We start from the raw sequence: 12,867 nt of genomic DNA on the forward strand, positions 1-12,867 counted from the left end.
GGCCGGACGGCCTCCGGCGGCAGGGCCTACGATGGCGGCGTATCGTCCGGTACCCCCCGCGGACTGGAACGGAAGAAGGCTCGCCCCGCGTGAACACACCCCATCAGACGGAGTTCCGGGATCCGTCCGCCCGCCCCGCCCGGCTCAGCGTCGGTGTCGTCGGCGCCGGCCGCGTCGGCCCGGCCCTGGCCCGCGCGCTCCAGCAGGCCGGACACCGGCCCGTGGCGGTCTCCGGCGTCTCCGACGCCTCCCGCCGGCGCGCGGCGGAGCTGCTGCCCGACGTGCCGCTCGTCCCGCCCGGCGAGGTCCTCGCCCGGGCGGACCTGGTCCTGCTGACCGTTCCCGACGACACGCTGCCCGCGCTCGTCGAGGGCCTCGCCGAGACCGGCGCGATCCGCCCCGGACAGCTGCTCGTGCACACCTCCGGGCGCTACGGGACGGCCGTACTGGACCCCGCGCGCCGCGCCGGGGCCCTGCCGCTCGCCCTGCACCCCGCGATGACCTTCACCGGGACCATGGTCGACGTCCAGCGGCTGGCCGGCTGCTCCTTCGGGGTGACCGCGCCCGGCGAGCTGCGCCTGGCCGCCGAGGCCCTGGTCATCGAGATGGGCGGGGAGCCCGAGTGGATCGCGGAGGAGTCCCGTCCGCTCTACCACGCGGCCCTCGCCCTCGGCGCGAACCACCTGGTCACCCTGGTGGCCCAGGCCATGGAACTGCTGCGCACCGCCGGGGTCGAGCACCCCGACCGGATGCTCGGCCCGCTGCTCGGCGCGGCCCTCGACAACGCCCTGCGCTCCGGCGACGCGGCGCTGACCGGCCCGGTCGCCCGCGGTGACGCCGGTACGGTCGCCGCCCACGTCGCCGAGCTGCGCAAGCACGCGCCCGGCACCGTCGCGGGCTACCTCGCGATGGCCCGCACCACCGCCGACCGGGCCCTCGCCCACGGCCTGCTCAAGCCGGAACTGGCCGAGGACCTGCTCGGCGTGCTCGGCCAGGACGCCGAGCAGCCGCTCGGCCCGCAAGGCCCCGAAGGCCCGCGGGGCCCCGGCACCCCGGACGACCTGGGAGGGGACCCCCGATGACGGACCTGCTGTCCAGCGCCGGGGAGCTGTACGCGCTGCCCCGCGTCCAGGACGCCCCGCGCGTCGTGGTCATGACCATGGGCGCCCTGCACGAGGGCCACGCCACCTTGATCCGCACCGCGCGCGAGCGCGCCGGAGCGGCCGGCCAGGTCGTCGTCACCGTCTTCGTCAACCCGCTCCAGTTCGGGGCGAACGAGGACCTCGACCGCTACCCCCGCACCCTCGACGCCGACCTGGAGATCGCCGCGGCGGCGGGCGCCGACGCGGTCTTCGCCCCGGCCGCCGACGAGGTCTACCCGGGCGGCGCGCCGCAGGTGCGGATCAGCGCGGGCCCCATGGGCACCCTGCTGGAGGGCGCCACCCGCCCCGGCCACTTCGACGGGATGCTGACCGTCGTCGCGAAGCTGCTCCACCTCACCCGCCCCGACGCCGCGCTCTTCGGGCAGAAGGACGCGCAGCAACTCGCGCTGATCCGGCGCATGGTGACGGACCTGAACTTCCCGGTCGAGGTGGTCGGCGTGCCGACCGTCCGCGAGGACGACGGACTCGCCCTCTCCAGCCGCAACCGCTACCTCTCGGACCCCGAGCGCCGCACCGCCCTCGCGCTCTCCCGCGCGTTGGCCGCGGGCCGCGACCGGCTCGCCGCCCAGGCCGCGCTGCGCGAGCGCGCCGAGGCCGGCGCCGCCCCGGCGGGCGACGGCCGGGCCGGCGCGCTGGCCCGGCTCGGCGAGGCCCGCGCCTCCGCCGACGCCCACGCGGTGGCCGCCGCGCGCGGTGGGCTGCCCGACGCCGTCCGGACCGCCGCGCGCCAGGTCCTGGAGGAGGCGGGACGTGACACACCGCCGCTGCTCCTGGACTACCTGGCCCTGGTGGACCCCGCAGACTTCACCGAGGTCGGCCCCGGTCACTCCGGGCCGGCCGTACTGGCCGTCGCCGCGAAAGTCGGCACGACCAGGCTGATCGACAACCTTCCATTGGAGTTCGGAGCACACTCGTGAGCACTGGCAGTGGTGGCGCAGGTACCCCGGCGGGCGGTACCGGCATACGGCTGCACGCCCCCGCCCCCGGCTGGTCCGTCGAGGCGGACGTCGTCGTCGTCGGCTCCGGCGTGGCGGGCCTGACGGCCGCGCTGCGCTGCGCGGCCGCGGGCCGCCGTACCGTCGTCGTCACCAAGGCGCGGCTGGACGACGGGTCCACGCGCTGGGCCCAGGGCGGCATCGCCGCCGCCCTCGGCGACGGCGACACCCCCGAACAGCACCTGGACGACACCCTCGTGGCGGGCGCGGGTCTGTGCGACGAGGACGCCGTGCGGCTGCTGGTCACCGACGGGCCCGGCGCGGTGCACCGGCTCATCGAGACCGGCGCCGTCTTCGACACCTCCGCCGAGACCGGCGAGATAGAGCTGACCCGCGAGGGCGGCCACCACCGCCGCCGGATCGCGCACGCGGGCGGCGACGCGACCGGCGCCGAGATCTCCCGGGCCCTGGTCGAGGCCGTCCAGGACGCCGGCATCGAGACCGTCGAGAACGCGCTCGTACTGGACCTGCTGACCGACGCAGAGGGCCGCACGGCCGGCGTCACCCTGCACGTCATGGGCGAGGGCCAGCACGACGGGGTCGGCGCCGTCCACGCGCCCGCCGTGATCCTGGCGACCGGCGGCATGGGCCAGGTCTTCTCCGCGACCACCAACCCCTCGGTGTCCACCGGCGACGGCGTGGCCCTCGCGCTGCGCGCCGGCGCCGAGGTCTCCGACCTCGAATTCGTCCAGTTCCACCCGACGGTGCTCTTCCTCGGCGCCGGCGCCGAGGGCCAGCAGCCGCTGGTGTCCGAGGCGGTGCGCGGCGAGGGCGCCCACCTCGTCGACGCGGACGGGGTCCGCTTCATGGTGGGCCAGCACGAGCTGGCGGAGCTGGCCCCGCGCGACATCGTCGCCAAGGGCATCACGCGCCGCATGCTGGAGCAGGGCGTCGACCACATGTACCTGGACGGCCGGCACTTCGGCGCCGCCATGTGGGAGCAGCGCTTCCCCACGATCCTGGCCGCCTGCCGCGCCCACGGCATCGACCCGGTGGCCGAGCCGATCCCGGTCGCGCCCGCCGCGCACTACGCGAGCGGCGGCGTGCGCACCGACCTCGACGGGCGCACCACCGTCCCGGGCCTGTACGCCTGCGGCGAGGTCGCCTGCACCGGGGTGCACGGCGCGAACCGGCTCGCCTCCAACTCCCTGCTGGAGGGCCTGGTCTTCGCCGAGCGGATCGCCGCCGACATCGTGTCCCAGCGGCCCGCCTCCCACGGCCCCGGCATCCCCGTCCCCTCCACCGGACCGCTGCTGCCCGCCGAGGCCCGCCTGGAGATCCAGCGGATCATGACCGCGGGCGCGGGCGTGCTGCGCTCCGCGGACTCCCTGCGCGGCGCGGCCACCGCCCTCCAGGCCCTGTACACGGCGGCGCTGCACGACCTCGACGCCCACGGCAAGACGGCCGAGCCCGGCACCGACACCTGGGAGGCCACCAACCTCCTGTGCGTGGCCCGGGTCCTGGTCGCCGCCGCCCTGCGCCGCGAGGAGACCCGCGGCTGCCACTGGCGCGAGGACCACCCCGACCGCGACGACGCGGCCTGGCGCCACCACCTGGTCGTACGGCTGTCCCGCGCGGAGAAGCGCGCCCTGGTCGTGACCCCCACCGACTCCGCGGACTTCCCGTCCGTACGCCACCCCCTGGGCACCGAAATGATGGAGCAGCGACCGTGAGCACCCCCGAACAGCACGAACACACCGAACTCCCCTTGATCGACGGCGGTGACGGCGCGGGCGGCTGCGGCGACGACTGCGGCTGCGGCGGCGGCGAGGAGTCGGGCCTGGACCCGGCGCTCGCCGAGCTGCTCGCCGACGCCGGCCTGGACCCCATCGAGGTCGAGGACATCGCCCACATGGCGCTCTCCGAGGACCTCGACGGCGGGGTCGACGTCACCAGCGTCGCCACCGTCCCCGAGGACGCCGTCGCCACCGCCGACTTCACGGCGCGCGAGGCGGGCGTCGTGGCGGGCCTGCGGATCGCGGAGGCCGTCCTGTCGGTGGTCTGCACCGAGTCGTTCGAGGTCGAGCGGCACGCGGAGGACGGTGACCGGGTCGAGGCGGGCCAGGTGCTGCTCTCCGTCCGCGCCCACACCCGTGACCTGCTGACCGGCGAGCGCAGCGCGCTGAACCTGCTCTGCCGCCTCTCCGGCATCGCGACGGCGACCCGCCGCTGGGCCGACGTCCTGGAGGGCACCGGCGCCAAGGTCCGCGACACCCGCAAGACCACGCCGGGCCTGCGCGCGCTGGAGAAGTACGCGGTCCGCTGCGGCGGCGGCGTCAACCACCGCATGTCCCTCTCGGACGCGGCGCTGGTCAAGGACAACCACGTGGTCGCCGCGGGCGGCGTCGCCCAGGCCTTCAAGGCCGTGCGGGAGGCCTTCCCCGAGGTCCCGATCGAGGTCGAGGTGGACACCCTGGACCAGGTCACCGAGGCGCTGGAGGCCGGCGCCGACCTGATCCTGCTGGACAACTTCACGCCGGAGACGACCGCGCTCGCCGTCGCCGCCGTCGCGGGCCGCGCGACCCTGGAGTCCTCGGGCCGCCTCACGCTGGAGACGGCCCGCGCGTACGCCGAGACGGGCGTGGACTACCTGGCCGTCGGCGGTCTCACCCACTCCTCGCCGATCCTGGACATCGGCCTGGACCTGCGCGAGGAGCGGTAGATGCTCCTCACCATCGACGTCGGCAACTCCCAGACGGTCCTGGGCCTGTTCGACGGTGACGAGATCGTCGAGCACTGGCGGGTCTCCACCGACCCGCGGCGCACCGCCGACGAACTGGCCGTCCTGATGCAGGGCCTGATGGGCATGCACCCGATGCTCGGCAACGAGCTGGGCGACGGCATCCACGGCATCGCGATCTGCTCGACGGTCCCCTCCGTGCTGCACGAGCTGCGCGAGGTCACCCGGCGCTACTACGGGGACGTCCCGGCGGTCCTGGTGGAGCCCGGCATCAAGACCGGCGTGCCGATCCTGACGGACAACCCGAAGGAGGTCGGCGCGGACCGCATCATCAACGCCTGCGCCGCCGTCGAGCTCTACGGCGGTCCCGCGATCGTCGTCGACTTCGGCACCGCGACCACCTTCGACGCGGTCTCCGTGAAGGGCGAGTACGTGGGCGGGGTGATCGCCCCGGGCATCGAGATCTCCATGGACGCGCTGGGCGTGCGCGGCGCGATGCTCCGCAAGATCGAGCTGGCCCGCCCGCGCAACGTCATCGGCAAGTCCACGGTCGAGGCGATGCAGTCGGGCGTGGTCTACGGCTTCGCGGGCCAGGTCGACGGCGTGGTCGCCCGGATGGCCAAGGAGCTGGTGGGCCCGAACGGCGACCCGGACGACGTCCGCGTCATCGCCACGGGCGGCCTGGCCCCGATGGTCCTGGCCGACTCCGTGGTGATCGACGAGCACGAGCCCTGGCTGACCCTGATCGGCCTGCGGCTGGTGTACGAGCGCAACGCGCCGAACTTCGAATAGCGGCGGCGCCGTTCGCCCGCACCGGACCCTCTCGAACGGGCTCCGGTGCGGGCTCCGGTGCGGGCTCCGCCGCGGGCTCAGCCCGTGGCGATCGCGCGCAGGGCGTCCAGGTGGCGGGCGTAGACGGTACGGCCCTCGGCGGTCAGGGAGAGCCAGGTGCGCGGGCGGCGGGCCACGCGGCCCTTCACGACCGCGACCCAGCCCGCCGTCTCCAGCGCCGAGACCTGCTTCGACAGGACCGAGTCGCTGACCTCGACCAGGTCCCGGACGAAGGCGAACTCGGCCCGGTCCAACGGTGCCAGCGCGGCCACCACCGACAGCCGGACGGGGGCGTTGAGCAGCGGCTCCAGCGCGTGCCGCGGATGGCTGCCGCTCACACGGGCCGCCGCAGTTCGAGCAGCGCGCCGACCGCCAGTGGCAGCGCGCAGGCCACCGCGGCCGCCGCCGCGAAACCGGGGGAGGCGCCGAAGGCGGCCACGCCCAGGGACACCGTCAGGGTGAAGACCACCGCCCAGGTCCCGATGATCACCCCGTGCCGCAGTCCGAACCCGCGCCGCACCACGCGCTGATGGGTGGCGTACACGCTCAGTCCGGTCACCAGCAGCGCGTTGGCCAGTCCGAAGACCACGGCCGAGGTGACGCCCCGCCAGAGCACGGTCATCGGTACGAGCACCAGCTGTCCGGCGGCGAATGCCCACAGGTAGCGGGCGTACCAGCCGCTGCCCCCGCGGGACGCCGCCTCGACCTCGGCGGCGCGCCCCAACCTGCGTCTGGCGTCTGCGGATTCGCGCATGGTTCCCCCTGGTGACGGCTGCCGGACCGCTCGGAGTCGTCCGGACACTTGCCACAATGGCGTCAACTTTCCACTCTGGCAAGTGAATGCGGGTGAAGCGGGTCGCGAAGGGCCGGTCGGGGGCCTTTCGCCGCGCCGGAAAGGGGATTTCGAGGAATTTTGTCCGATTAGCGCGTATCTTCGGGCCATGCCCACGCCCTACGGACCCCGCGGCGGCATGGCGTTCAGTGCTGCCGAACTGCACGTGCTCCGGCGCTCGCTCGCCCACGCCCTCCGATCACCCACGGCCCCGCTGTCGGCCACCGAGGTCCAGGACTGCCTGCGCCTGGCGCAGTCCGTGGACGAGGCGGTCGCGGAAGCGGGGAGACTCAGAGACTTCCTCGTCGCGGACCTGGCCCGGTACCGGCAGGCCCTGCCCGGCTCGCTCCCCGGCTACCTGGAGCTGCTCCGGGACGCCCTGGCCGCCGGCTACGAGCCCGTCCCCGACGACCTGGCCGCCCTGCGCGCCCTGCGCGGCAACCCCGCCGCCGCCGCGCTGCTGGACCGGGCCTCCGGGGTCGCCGAGCGGTCCGTGCGCCGCCGCCTGGCCGCCCCCCGGACCCGACTGCGCGCCCTGGCCGGCGGCAAGGAGGACGAGCCCCCGCGCCGCCCCTCCCCGCCGCAGCACCCCGGCGAGCACGACGGACCCGGCACGGCGGAGCGCCCCGTACCCAAGCCCAGCGAGGTCTTCCCGCCCCGCCGCGCCCCCGCCCCGCCCCCGACGTCCCGCCGCGCGGTGGGCTAGCGCCGTGGCCGGGAAGGTTCACCGGGTCACGGCGCCCGGCACGGCACCTCGCGGCGTTGTCGGCCCACGCAAGTACGTCCAGTACGAGCCGTGGCCCTCCGCCTTGCGATGCACCACACCGGACACCGCGACCCGGCAAACCTTCCCGGCCACGGCACTACTAGGCTGAGCGCATGGACTACGTTTCCGCGCTCGTGCCCCCCTTCGTCATGGCCGTGCTGTTCGTCCTGCTCGTCCGGACGATCGTCAAGAGCCAGGGCGGCGCCAACAAGGCCAAGGAGGACGCCGCGGTCGACGCGGTGCTCGCCCGGGCCGAAGGCGCACGCCAGCAGAACTGACACCACAGGGCCGGCCGGAGCCTCCTCCGGCCGGGCCCTCGGGCGTACGGCGCGAAGCCGTACGCCCGATTTTGTTGCGCGCCCCGGCCGGATCACCAGGCAATTGCGGACATCCCGCACTATCGTGCTGATGTGCCTCGCCCCTTGGGAGATCTCGAAGACGCCGTCATGACGCGGGTGTGGCAGTGGAACCGCCCGGTCACTGTCCGGGAAGTGCTGGAGGACCTCCAGCAGGAACGGTCCATCGCGTACACGACGGTCATGACCGTTATGGACAATCTCCATCAGAAGGGCTGGGTCCGGCGGGAAGCCGAAGGCCGCGCCTATCGATATACGGCTGTCTCCACCCGCGCCGCCTACTCGGCCGCACTGATGAACGAAGCCTGGTCCACCAGTGACAACCCCGCCGCGGCCCTGGTCGCCTTCTTCGGGATGATGTCGCCGGAACAGCGCGAGGCCCTGCGGGCCGCCGTACAGCTCGTCCAGGGCGATGCCCCGCCGCCCGCCGCACCCCCCGCCGCCGAAAGCCGCGGCGCCGAAAGCCGCGCCGCCGATACCGATGAGCGCCCCGCCGAGCCGGGGCGATAGCGTCCGGGCATGGAAGGCATGGAAGACGATTCGCGTCGGGACCCGGTCCAGGACGCTGCAAATGCAAAAGCAGTGACGATCCGCCGTGCCCGCACCGGCGACGTTCCCGCACTGCGCCGCCTGCTGGACCAGTACGTACAGCAGCGGATCCTGCTCGACAAAGCCCCCGTGACCCTTTACGAGGACATCCAGGAGTTCTGGGTCGCGGAACGCGAAGCCGACGGGCGCGTGGTGGGGTGCGGCGCCCTTCACGTCATGTGGGAAGACCTGGCGGAAGTCCGCACTCTCGCCGTCGACCGCGATCTCAAGGGCGGCGGCGTCGGCCATCGGGTGCTCGACCAGTTGTTGCACACGGCCCGCGGACTAGGGGTCCACCGGGTTTTCTGCCTGACCTTCGAAGTGGACTTCTTCGCCAAGCACGGCTTCGTCGAGATCGGTGAGACGCCGGTGGAGACGGATGTCTACACCGAGCTGCTGCGTTCCTATGACGAGGGCGTCGCCGAGTTCCTGGGTCTCGAACGAGTGAAGCCGAACACCTTGGGCAACAGTCGGATGCTTCTGCACCTCTGATCGGATCCGATGCACGAACCGATCCGAACCGATCGATCACGGCGGCTTTTGAGGCCCTCCGCCCGCGTGTGGCCTATGTCCGAATCGCGTACGTTTCCCGTCATGTTGTGTCCCTGAACCTTGACCCGGGGGTTTGTGTTTTTCCGGGAAAAGCGGTTTCCTTTCCGCGTACTGCATTTTCGATGAAAGGAAATCCCGGTGGCACAGAAGGTTCAGGTCCTTCTTGTCGACGACCTCGACGGCGGCGAGGCGGACGAGACCGTGACGTTCGCGCTGGACGGCAAGACCTTTGAGATCGACCTCACCACCGCTAACGCTGAAAAGCTCCGCGGTCTGCTGGAGCCGTACCTCAAGGGCGGACGCCGCACCGGTGGCCGCGCCGCCGCAGCGGGTCGTACCAAGGGCCGCGCGGCCGCAACCGCCGGTCACCCCGACACCGCGGAGATCCGCGCCTGGGCGAAGGCGAAGGGCCTCAGCGTGAACGACCGCGGTCGCGTCCCGTCCGAGATCCGCGAGGCCTACGAGAACGCCAAGGGCTGATTCGGCGCGCCTCGCAGGGGCACGCCGGAGCCGTAAGGCCGCCTGATGCGGGCACGGTGGCATTCCGTCGCCGCCGCACCGACCAGGCGGACGAGATCGGGCCCCGCGCCCTGCCCCGGACCGGGCAGGGCCGGCAGCAGTACGTCACACCCCTGCTCGGGGGGCCGCAGCCACACGGCGGCCCCCCGAGGGCTTTCCCCGGCGCTGCCGGGGGGAGCGGGCGCAGTCATCCGGCCACCCGCACCCAGGGCGGTCAGATCCAGGGCGACCCCGCCCCACTCCAGCCAGTCGAGCAGCCCCTCCAGCTCGTCCGCGCTGCCCGCGGCCACCAGGAACCGCATCCTGCGCCCCATGAGGGCCACCGGGCCCGTGGCCAGGGGCCTGCGCAGCAGCTCCGCCCCGGCGTCGGCGGGCATCTCCAGCACGTCGAAACGCGTGCCGGTGACCAGTTGTGCGGGCGACCCGCCCGCGACCGTCCAGCCGAGCACCCGCTCGTACCAGAGGGCGTGCGCCTCCTCGGGCGCGACGCGGGGCAACGGGACGGTGAGGGTCATGCCCGGAGCAACTCCCGAAACGTCCAGGAGTTACGGCGGACGTCACGCAGTGCACCCGGATCAATGCGGAACGTAAACATCCGTAAGCTCGACATCCCAAATTCGTGACGTAAGTCTGTTCGCCCTTAGCGGAGGAGTCGGGTGGCCCCGGCATGGAGTGTCCGTCGCAACGGGTAAGACATCCCTAGTGGAACGGGGCGAGAACGGGGTGGCACCCTGATTTGACCGGCTCCCGTTCGCCATCGGCGTACACGTGTGACGGGTATCTGCCTGGCCTGCGGGAACATCGTCTCGCACCATCGGGTTGGAGCAGTTGTCGGCTGTGTATGGCGGAGATTCCCCACCGAGTGGGGTGAGCCGCGGACGGATGTCGGCAGTTGGAATGAGCTGTCCCGCCCCGCGGGACTAGCATGCGGAAGGACAGGGCGGGGACCGACCCCGAACTGCCCGACCGCTCTGAGGAGCGATAAACGATGTTCGAGAGGTTCACCGACCGCGCGCGGCGGGTTGTCGTCCTGGCTCAGGAAGAAGCCCGGATGCTCAACCACAACTACATCGGCACCGAGCACATCCTCCTGGGCTTGATCCACGAGGGTGAGGGTGTCGCCGCTAAGGCCCTGGAGAGCCTCGGGATTTCGCTCGAGGCTGTTCGTCAGCAGGTCGAGGAGATCATCGGGCAGGGCCAGCAGGCCCCGTCCGGACACATCCCCTTCACCCCGCGGGCGAAGAAGGTCCTGGAGCTTTCGCTCCGCGAGGCCCTCCAGCTCGGCCACAACTACATCGGCACCGAGCACATCCTGCTCGGCCTGATCCGCGAGGGCGAGGGCGTCGCCGCCCAGGTCCTGGTGAAGCTGGGCGCCGATCTGAACAGGGTCCGGCAGCAGGTCATCCAGCTGCTCTCCGGTTACTCCGGGGGCGGCAAGGAAGCGGCCACGGCCGGCGGCCCGGCCGAGGGCAGCCCCTCGACCTCGCTGGTCCTCGACCAGTTCGGCCGCAACCTCACCCAGGCGGCCCGCGAATCCAAGCTCGACCCGGTCATCGGGCGCGAGAAGGAGATCGAGCGGGTCATGCAGGTGCTGTCCCGCCGGACCAAGAACAACCCGGTCCTCATCGGCGAGCCCGGCGTCGGCAAGACCGCCGTCGTCGAGGGCCTGGCCCAGGCGATCGTCAAGGGCGAGGTGCCCGAGACCCTCAAGGACAAGCACCTCTACACCCTGGACCTCGGCGCGCTCGTCGCCGGTTCCCGCTACCGCGGTGACTTCGAGGAGCGCCTGAAGAAGGTCCTCAAGGAGATCCGCACCCGCGGCGACATCATCCTGTTCATCGACGAGCTGCACACGCTCGTCGGTGCGGGTGCCGCCGAGGGCGCGATCGACGCGGCTTCGATCCTGAAGCCCATGCTGGCCCGTGGTGAGCTGCAGACCATCGGTGCCACCACGCTGGACGAGTACCGCAAGCACCTTGAGAAGGACGCGGCGCTGGAGCGCCGTTTCCAGCCGATCCAGGTGGCGGAGCCTTCCCTCCAGCACACCATCGAGATCCTCAAGGGCCTGCGCGACCGCTACGAGGCCCACCACCGCGTCTCCATCACGGACGAGGCCCTCGTGCAGGCGGCCACCCTGGCCGACCGGTACATCTCGGACCGCTTCCTCCCGGACAAGGCGATCGACCTGATCGACGAAGCCGGATCCCGGATGCGCATCCGCCGGATGACCGCGCCGCCGGACCTCCGCGAATTCGACGAGAAGATCGCGAACGTCCGTCGCGACAAGGAGTCGGCCATCGACTCCCAGGACTTCGAGAAGGCGGCTTCCCTCCGTGATTCGGAGAAGCAGCTGCTGGCGGCGAAGGCCAAGCGCGAGAAGGAGTGGAAGGCCGGCGACATGGACGTCGTGGCCGAGGTCGACGGCGAGCTGATCGCCGAAGTCCTCGCGACCGCGACCGGCATTCCGGTGTTCAAGCTGACCGAGGAGGAGTCCTCGCGACTCCTGCGCATGGAGGACGAACTCCACCGTCGCGTCATCGGCCAGAAGGACGCCATCAAGGCCCTTTCGCAGGCGATCCGACGGACCCGTGCGGGTCTGAAGGACCCGAAGCGTCCCGGTGGCTCGTTCATCTTCGCCGGTCCGTCCGGTGTCGGTAAGACCGAGCTGTCCAAGACGCTCGCCGAATTCCTCTTCGGCGACGAGGACGCGCTGATCTCCCTCGACATGTCGGAGTTCAGCGAGAAGCACACGGTTTCCCGTCTCTTCGGTTCGCCCCCCGGCTACGTGGGCTACGAAGAGGGCGGCCAGCTGACCGAGAAGGTCCGCCGGAAGCCGTTCTCCGTCGTCCTCTTCGACGAGGTCGAGAAGGCCCACCCGGATATCTTCAATTCCCTGCTGCAGATCCTCGAAGACGGTCGCCTGACCGACTCCCAGGGCCGCGTCGTGGACTTCAAGAACACGGTCATCATCATGACGACCAACCTGGGTACCCGGGACATCTCGAAGGGCTTCAACCTGGGCTTCGCGGCCCAGGGCGACACCAAGACCGGGTACGACCGGATGAAGGCGAAGGTCAACGAAGAGCTCAAGCAGCACTTCCGGCCCGAGTTCCTCAACCGCGTCGACGACACGGTCGTCTTCCACCAGCTCACGCAGGAAGACATCATCCAGATCGTCGACCTGATGATCGCCAAGGTCGACGACCGCCTCAGGGACCGCGACATGGGCATCGAGCTCAGCGGTGACGCGAAGCAGCTCCTGGCCAAGCGCGGTTACGACCCGATCATGGGTGCGCGTCCGCTGCGCCGCACGATCCAGCGCGAGATCGAGGACATCCTCTCCGAGAAGATCCTCTTCGGTGAGCTGCGTCCCGGTCACATCGTGGTCGTCGGCGTGGAGGGTGAGGGCGAGAACGCCAAGTTCACCTTCCGCGGCGAGGAGAAGTCCGCTCTGCCGGACGTCCCCCCGATCGAGGCCACGGGCTCCGGCCCGGACCTGAGCAAGGGCGCGTGAACGCTCTCGCTTGAGTGAGCACTGCGAAGGGGCGGGCCCGGAACCGAGAGGTTCCGGGCCCGCCCCTTCGC

Annotated in this window: 14 protein-coding genes; 11 read left to right on the forward strand and 3 right to left on the reverse strand. The window is 71.9% G+C overall.

What is annotated here, in order from left to right; all coding sequences use genetic code 11:
- Positions 1–89 precede the first annotated feature (89 nt).
- The 5 genes from ACIQWR_RS17760 to ACIQWR_RS17780 are packed head-to-tail and all read left to right on the forward strand — an operon-like array spanning position 90 to position 5,630.
- Positions 90–1,082 (forward strand): Rossmann-like and DUF2520 domain-containing protein, encoded by a 993-nt coding sequence (locus ACIQWR_RS17760; protein ID WP_404010028.1) that lies wholly within the window; start codon positions 90–92, stop codon positions 1,080–1,082.
- Positions 1,079–2,080 carry a pantoate--beta-alanine ligase gene (gene panC / locus ACIQWR_RS17765; RefSeq protein WP_404010030.1) on the forward strand — a complete coding sequence of 334 codons (1,002 nt, stop codon included), beginning with the start codon at positions 1,079–1,081 and terminating at the stop codon, positions 2,078–2,080. Before ACIQWR_RS17760 ends, panC begins: the two co-directional genes overlap by 4 nt.
- Positions 2,077–3,831 (forward strand): L-aspartate oxidase, encoded by a 1,755-nt coding sequence (locus ACIQWR_RS17770; protein WP_404010032.1) that lies wholly within the window; start codon positions 2,077–2,079, stop codon positions 3,829–3,831. The genes panC and ACIQWR_RS17770 overlap by 4 nt, the downstream gene beginning before the upstream one ends.
- Positions 3,828–4,820: a carboxylating nicotinate-nucleotide diphosphorylase gene (nadC, locus tag ACIQWR_RS17775; RefSeq protein ID WP_404010034.1), complete on the forward strand. Its 993-nt coding sequence runs from the start codon at positions 3,828–3,830 to the stop codon at positions 4,818–4,820. The genes ACIQWR_RS17770 and nadC overlap by 4 nt, the downstream gene beginning before the upstream one ends.
- Positions 4,821–5,630 (forward strand): type III pantothenate kinase, encoded by an 810-nt coding sequence (locus ACIQWR_RS17780; protein ID WP_354380581.1) that lies wholly within the window; start codon positions 4,821–4,823, stop codon positions 5,628–5,630.
- Positions 5,631–5,707: 77 nt separating this feature from the next.
- Here the strand turns inward: ACIQWR_RS17780 and ACIQWR_RS17785 are convergent, their stop codons facing one another.
- Positions 5,708–6,007, reverse strand: a complete 300-nt coding sequence (locus tag ACIQWR_RS17785) for a winged helix-turn-helix domain-containing protein (protein WP_404010036.1) — start codon at positions 6,005–6,007, stop codon at positions 5,708–5,710.
- Entirely contained in the window at positions 6,004–6,423 is a 420-nt protein-coding gene (locus ACIQWR_RS17790; RefSeq protein ID WP_404010037.1) for a hypothetical protein, read from the reverse strand. The genes ACIQWR_RS17785 and ACIQWR_RS17790 overlap by 4 nt, the downstream gene beginning before the upstream one ends.
- 217 nt (positions 6,424–6,640) lie before the next feature.
- Here ACIQWR_RS17790 and ACIQWR_RS17795 point away from each other — a divergent pair, with 217 nt between their 5' ends.
- From ACIQWR_RS17795 to ACIQWR_RS17815, 5 genes are all read left to right on the forward strand, one after another.
- A complete protein-coding gene (locus tag ACIQWR_RS17795; RefSeq protein WP_404010148.1) occupies positions 6,641–7,207 on the forward strand; it encodes a hypothetical protein in 567 nt (188 codons plus the stop codon).
- A gap of 173 nt (positions 7,208–7,380) precedes the next feature.
- Positions 7,381–7,545: a hypothetical protein gene (locus ACIQWR_RS17800; protein ID WP_354380578.1), complete on the forward strand. Its 165-nt coding sequence runs from the start codon at positions 7,381–7,383 to the stop codon at positions 7,543–7,545.
- 132 nt (positions 7,546–7,677) lie between these two features.
- A complete protein-coding gene (locus ACIQWR_RS17805) occupies positions 7,678–8,133 on the forward strand; it encodes a BlaI/MecI/CopY family transcriptional regulator (protein WP_404010039.1) in 456 nt (151 codons plus the stop codon).
- 18 nt (positions 8,134–8,151) lie between these two features.
- The gene (locus ACIQWR_RS17810; protein ID WP_404010150.1) at positions 8,152–8,703 is read left to right on the forward strand and encodes an amino-acid N-acetyltransferase; all 552 of its coding nucleotides are present in this window, start codon (positions 8,152–8,154) and stop codon (positions 8,701–8,703) included.
- A 198-nt stretch (positions 8,704–8,901) separates the two neighbouring features.
- On the forward strand, positions 8,902–9,243 hold the full coding sequence (locus ACIQWR_RS17815; RefSeq protein WP_354380576.1) for an Lsr2 family protein: 342 nt from the start codon (positions 8,902–8,904) through the stop codon (positions 9,241–9,243).
- On the opposite strand, the gene ACIQWR_RS17820 is transcribed toward ACIQWR_RS17815, so the two are convergent.
- Positions 9,222–9,797, reverse strand: coding sequence for an SCO3374 family protein (locus ACIQWR_RS17820; RefSeq protein ID WP_404010041.1), 576 nt, complete (start codon positions 9,795–9,797; stop codon positions 9,222–9,224). The two genes, ACIQWR_RS17815 and ACIQWR_RS17820, sit on opposite strands and share 22 nt — an antisense overlap.
- Before the next feature lie 473 nt (positions 9,798–10,270).
- Between ACIQWR_RS17820 and ACIQWR_RS17825 the strand changes: the two genes are divergently transcribed.
- Positions 10,271–12,796 carry an ATP-dependent Clp protease ATP-binding subunit gene (locus tag ACIQWR_RS17825; protein ID WP_399264894.1) on the forward strand — a complete coding sequence of 842 codons (2,526 nt, stop codon included), beginning with the start codon at positions 10,271–10,273 and terminating at the stop codon, positions 12,794–12,796.
- Positions 12,797–12,867: the final 71 nt, after the last annotated feature.

This window comes from Streptomyces sp. NPDC098789 (assembly GCF_044759975.1).
Taxonomy (GTDB): Bacteria; Actinomycetota; Actinomycetes; order Streptomycetales; family Streptomycetaceae; genus Streptomyces.

Coding starts and splice junctions, on each gene's coding strand:
- panC (WP_404010030.1), top strand. CDS start 1,079: ATGACGGACCTGCTGTCCAGCGCCGGGGAGCTGTACGCGCTGCCCCGC.
- ACIQWR_RS17780 (WP_354380581.1), top strand. CDS start 4,821: ATGCTCCTCACCATCGACGTCGGCAACTCCCAGACGGTCCTGGGCCTG.
- ACIQWR_RS17790 (WP_404010037.1), bottom strand. CDS start 6,423: ATGCGCGAATCCGCAGACGCCAGACGCAGGTTGGGGCGCGCCGCCGAG.
- ACIQWR_RS17795 (WP_404010148.1), top strand. CDS start 6,641: ATGGCGTTCAGTGCTGCCGAACTGCACGTGCTCCGGCGCTCGCTCGCC.
- ACIQWR_RS17800 (WP_354380578.1), top strand. CDS start 7,381: ATGGACTACGTTTCCGCGCTCGTGCCCCCCTTCGTCATGGCCGTGCTG.
- ACIQWR_RS17810 (WP_404010150.1), top strand. CDS start 8,152: ATGGAAGACGATTCGCGTCGGGACCCGGTCCAGGACGCTGCAAATGCA.
- ACIQWR_RS17820 (WP_404010041.1), bottom strand. CDS start 9,797: ATGACCCTCACCGTCCCGTTGCCCCGCGTCGCGCCCGAGGAGGCGCAC.
- ACIQWR_RS17825 (WP_399264894.1), top strand. CDS start 10,271: ATGTTCGAGAGGTTCACCGACCGCGCGCGGCGGGTTGTCGTCCTGGCT.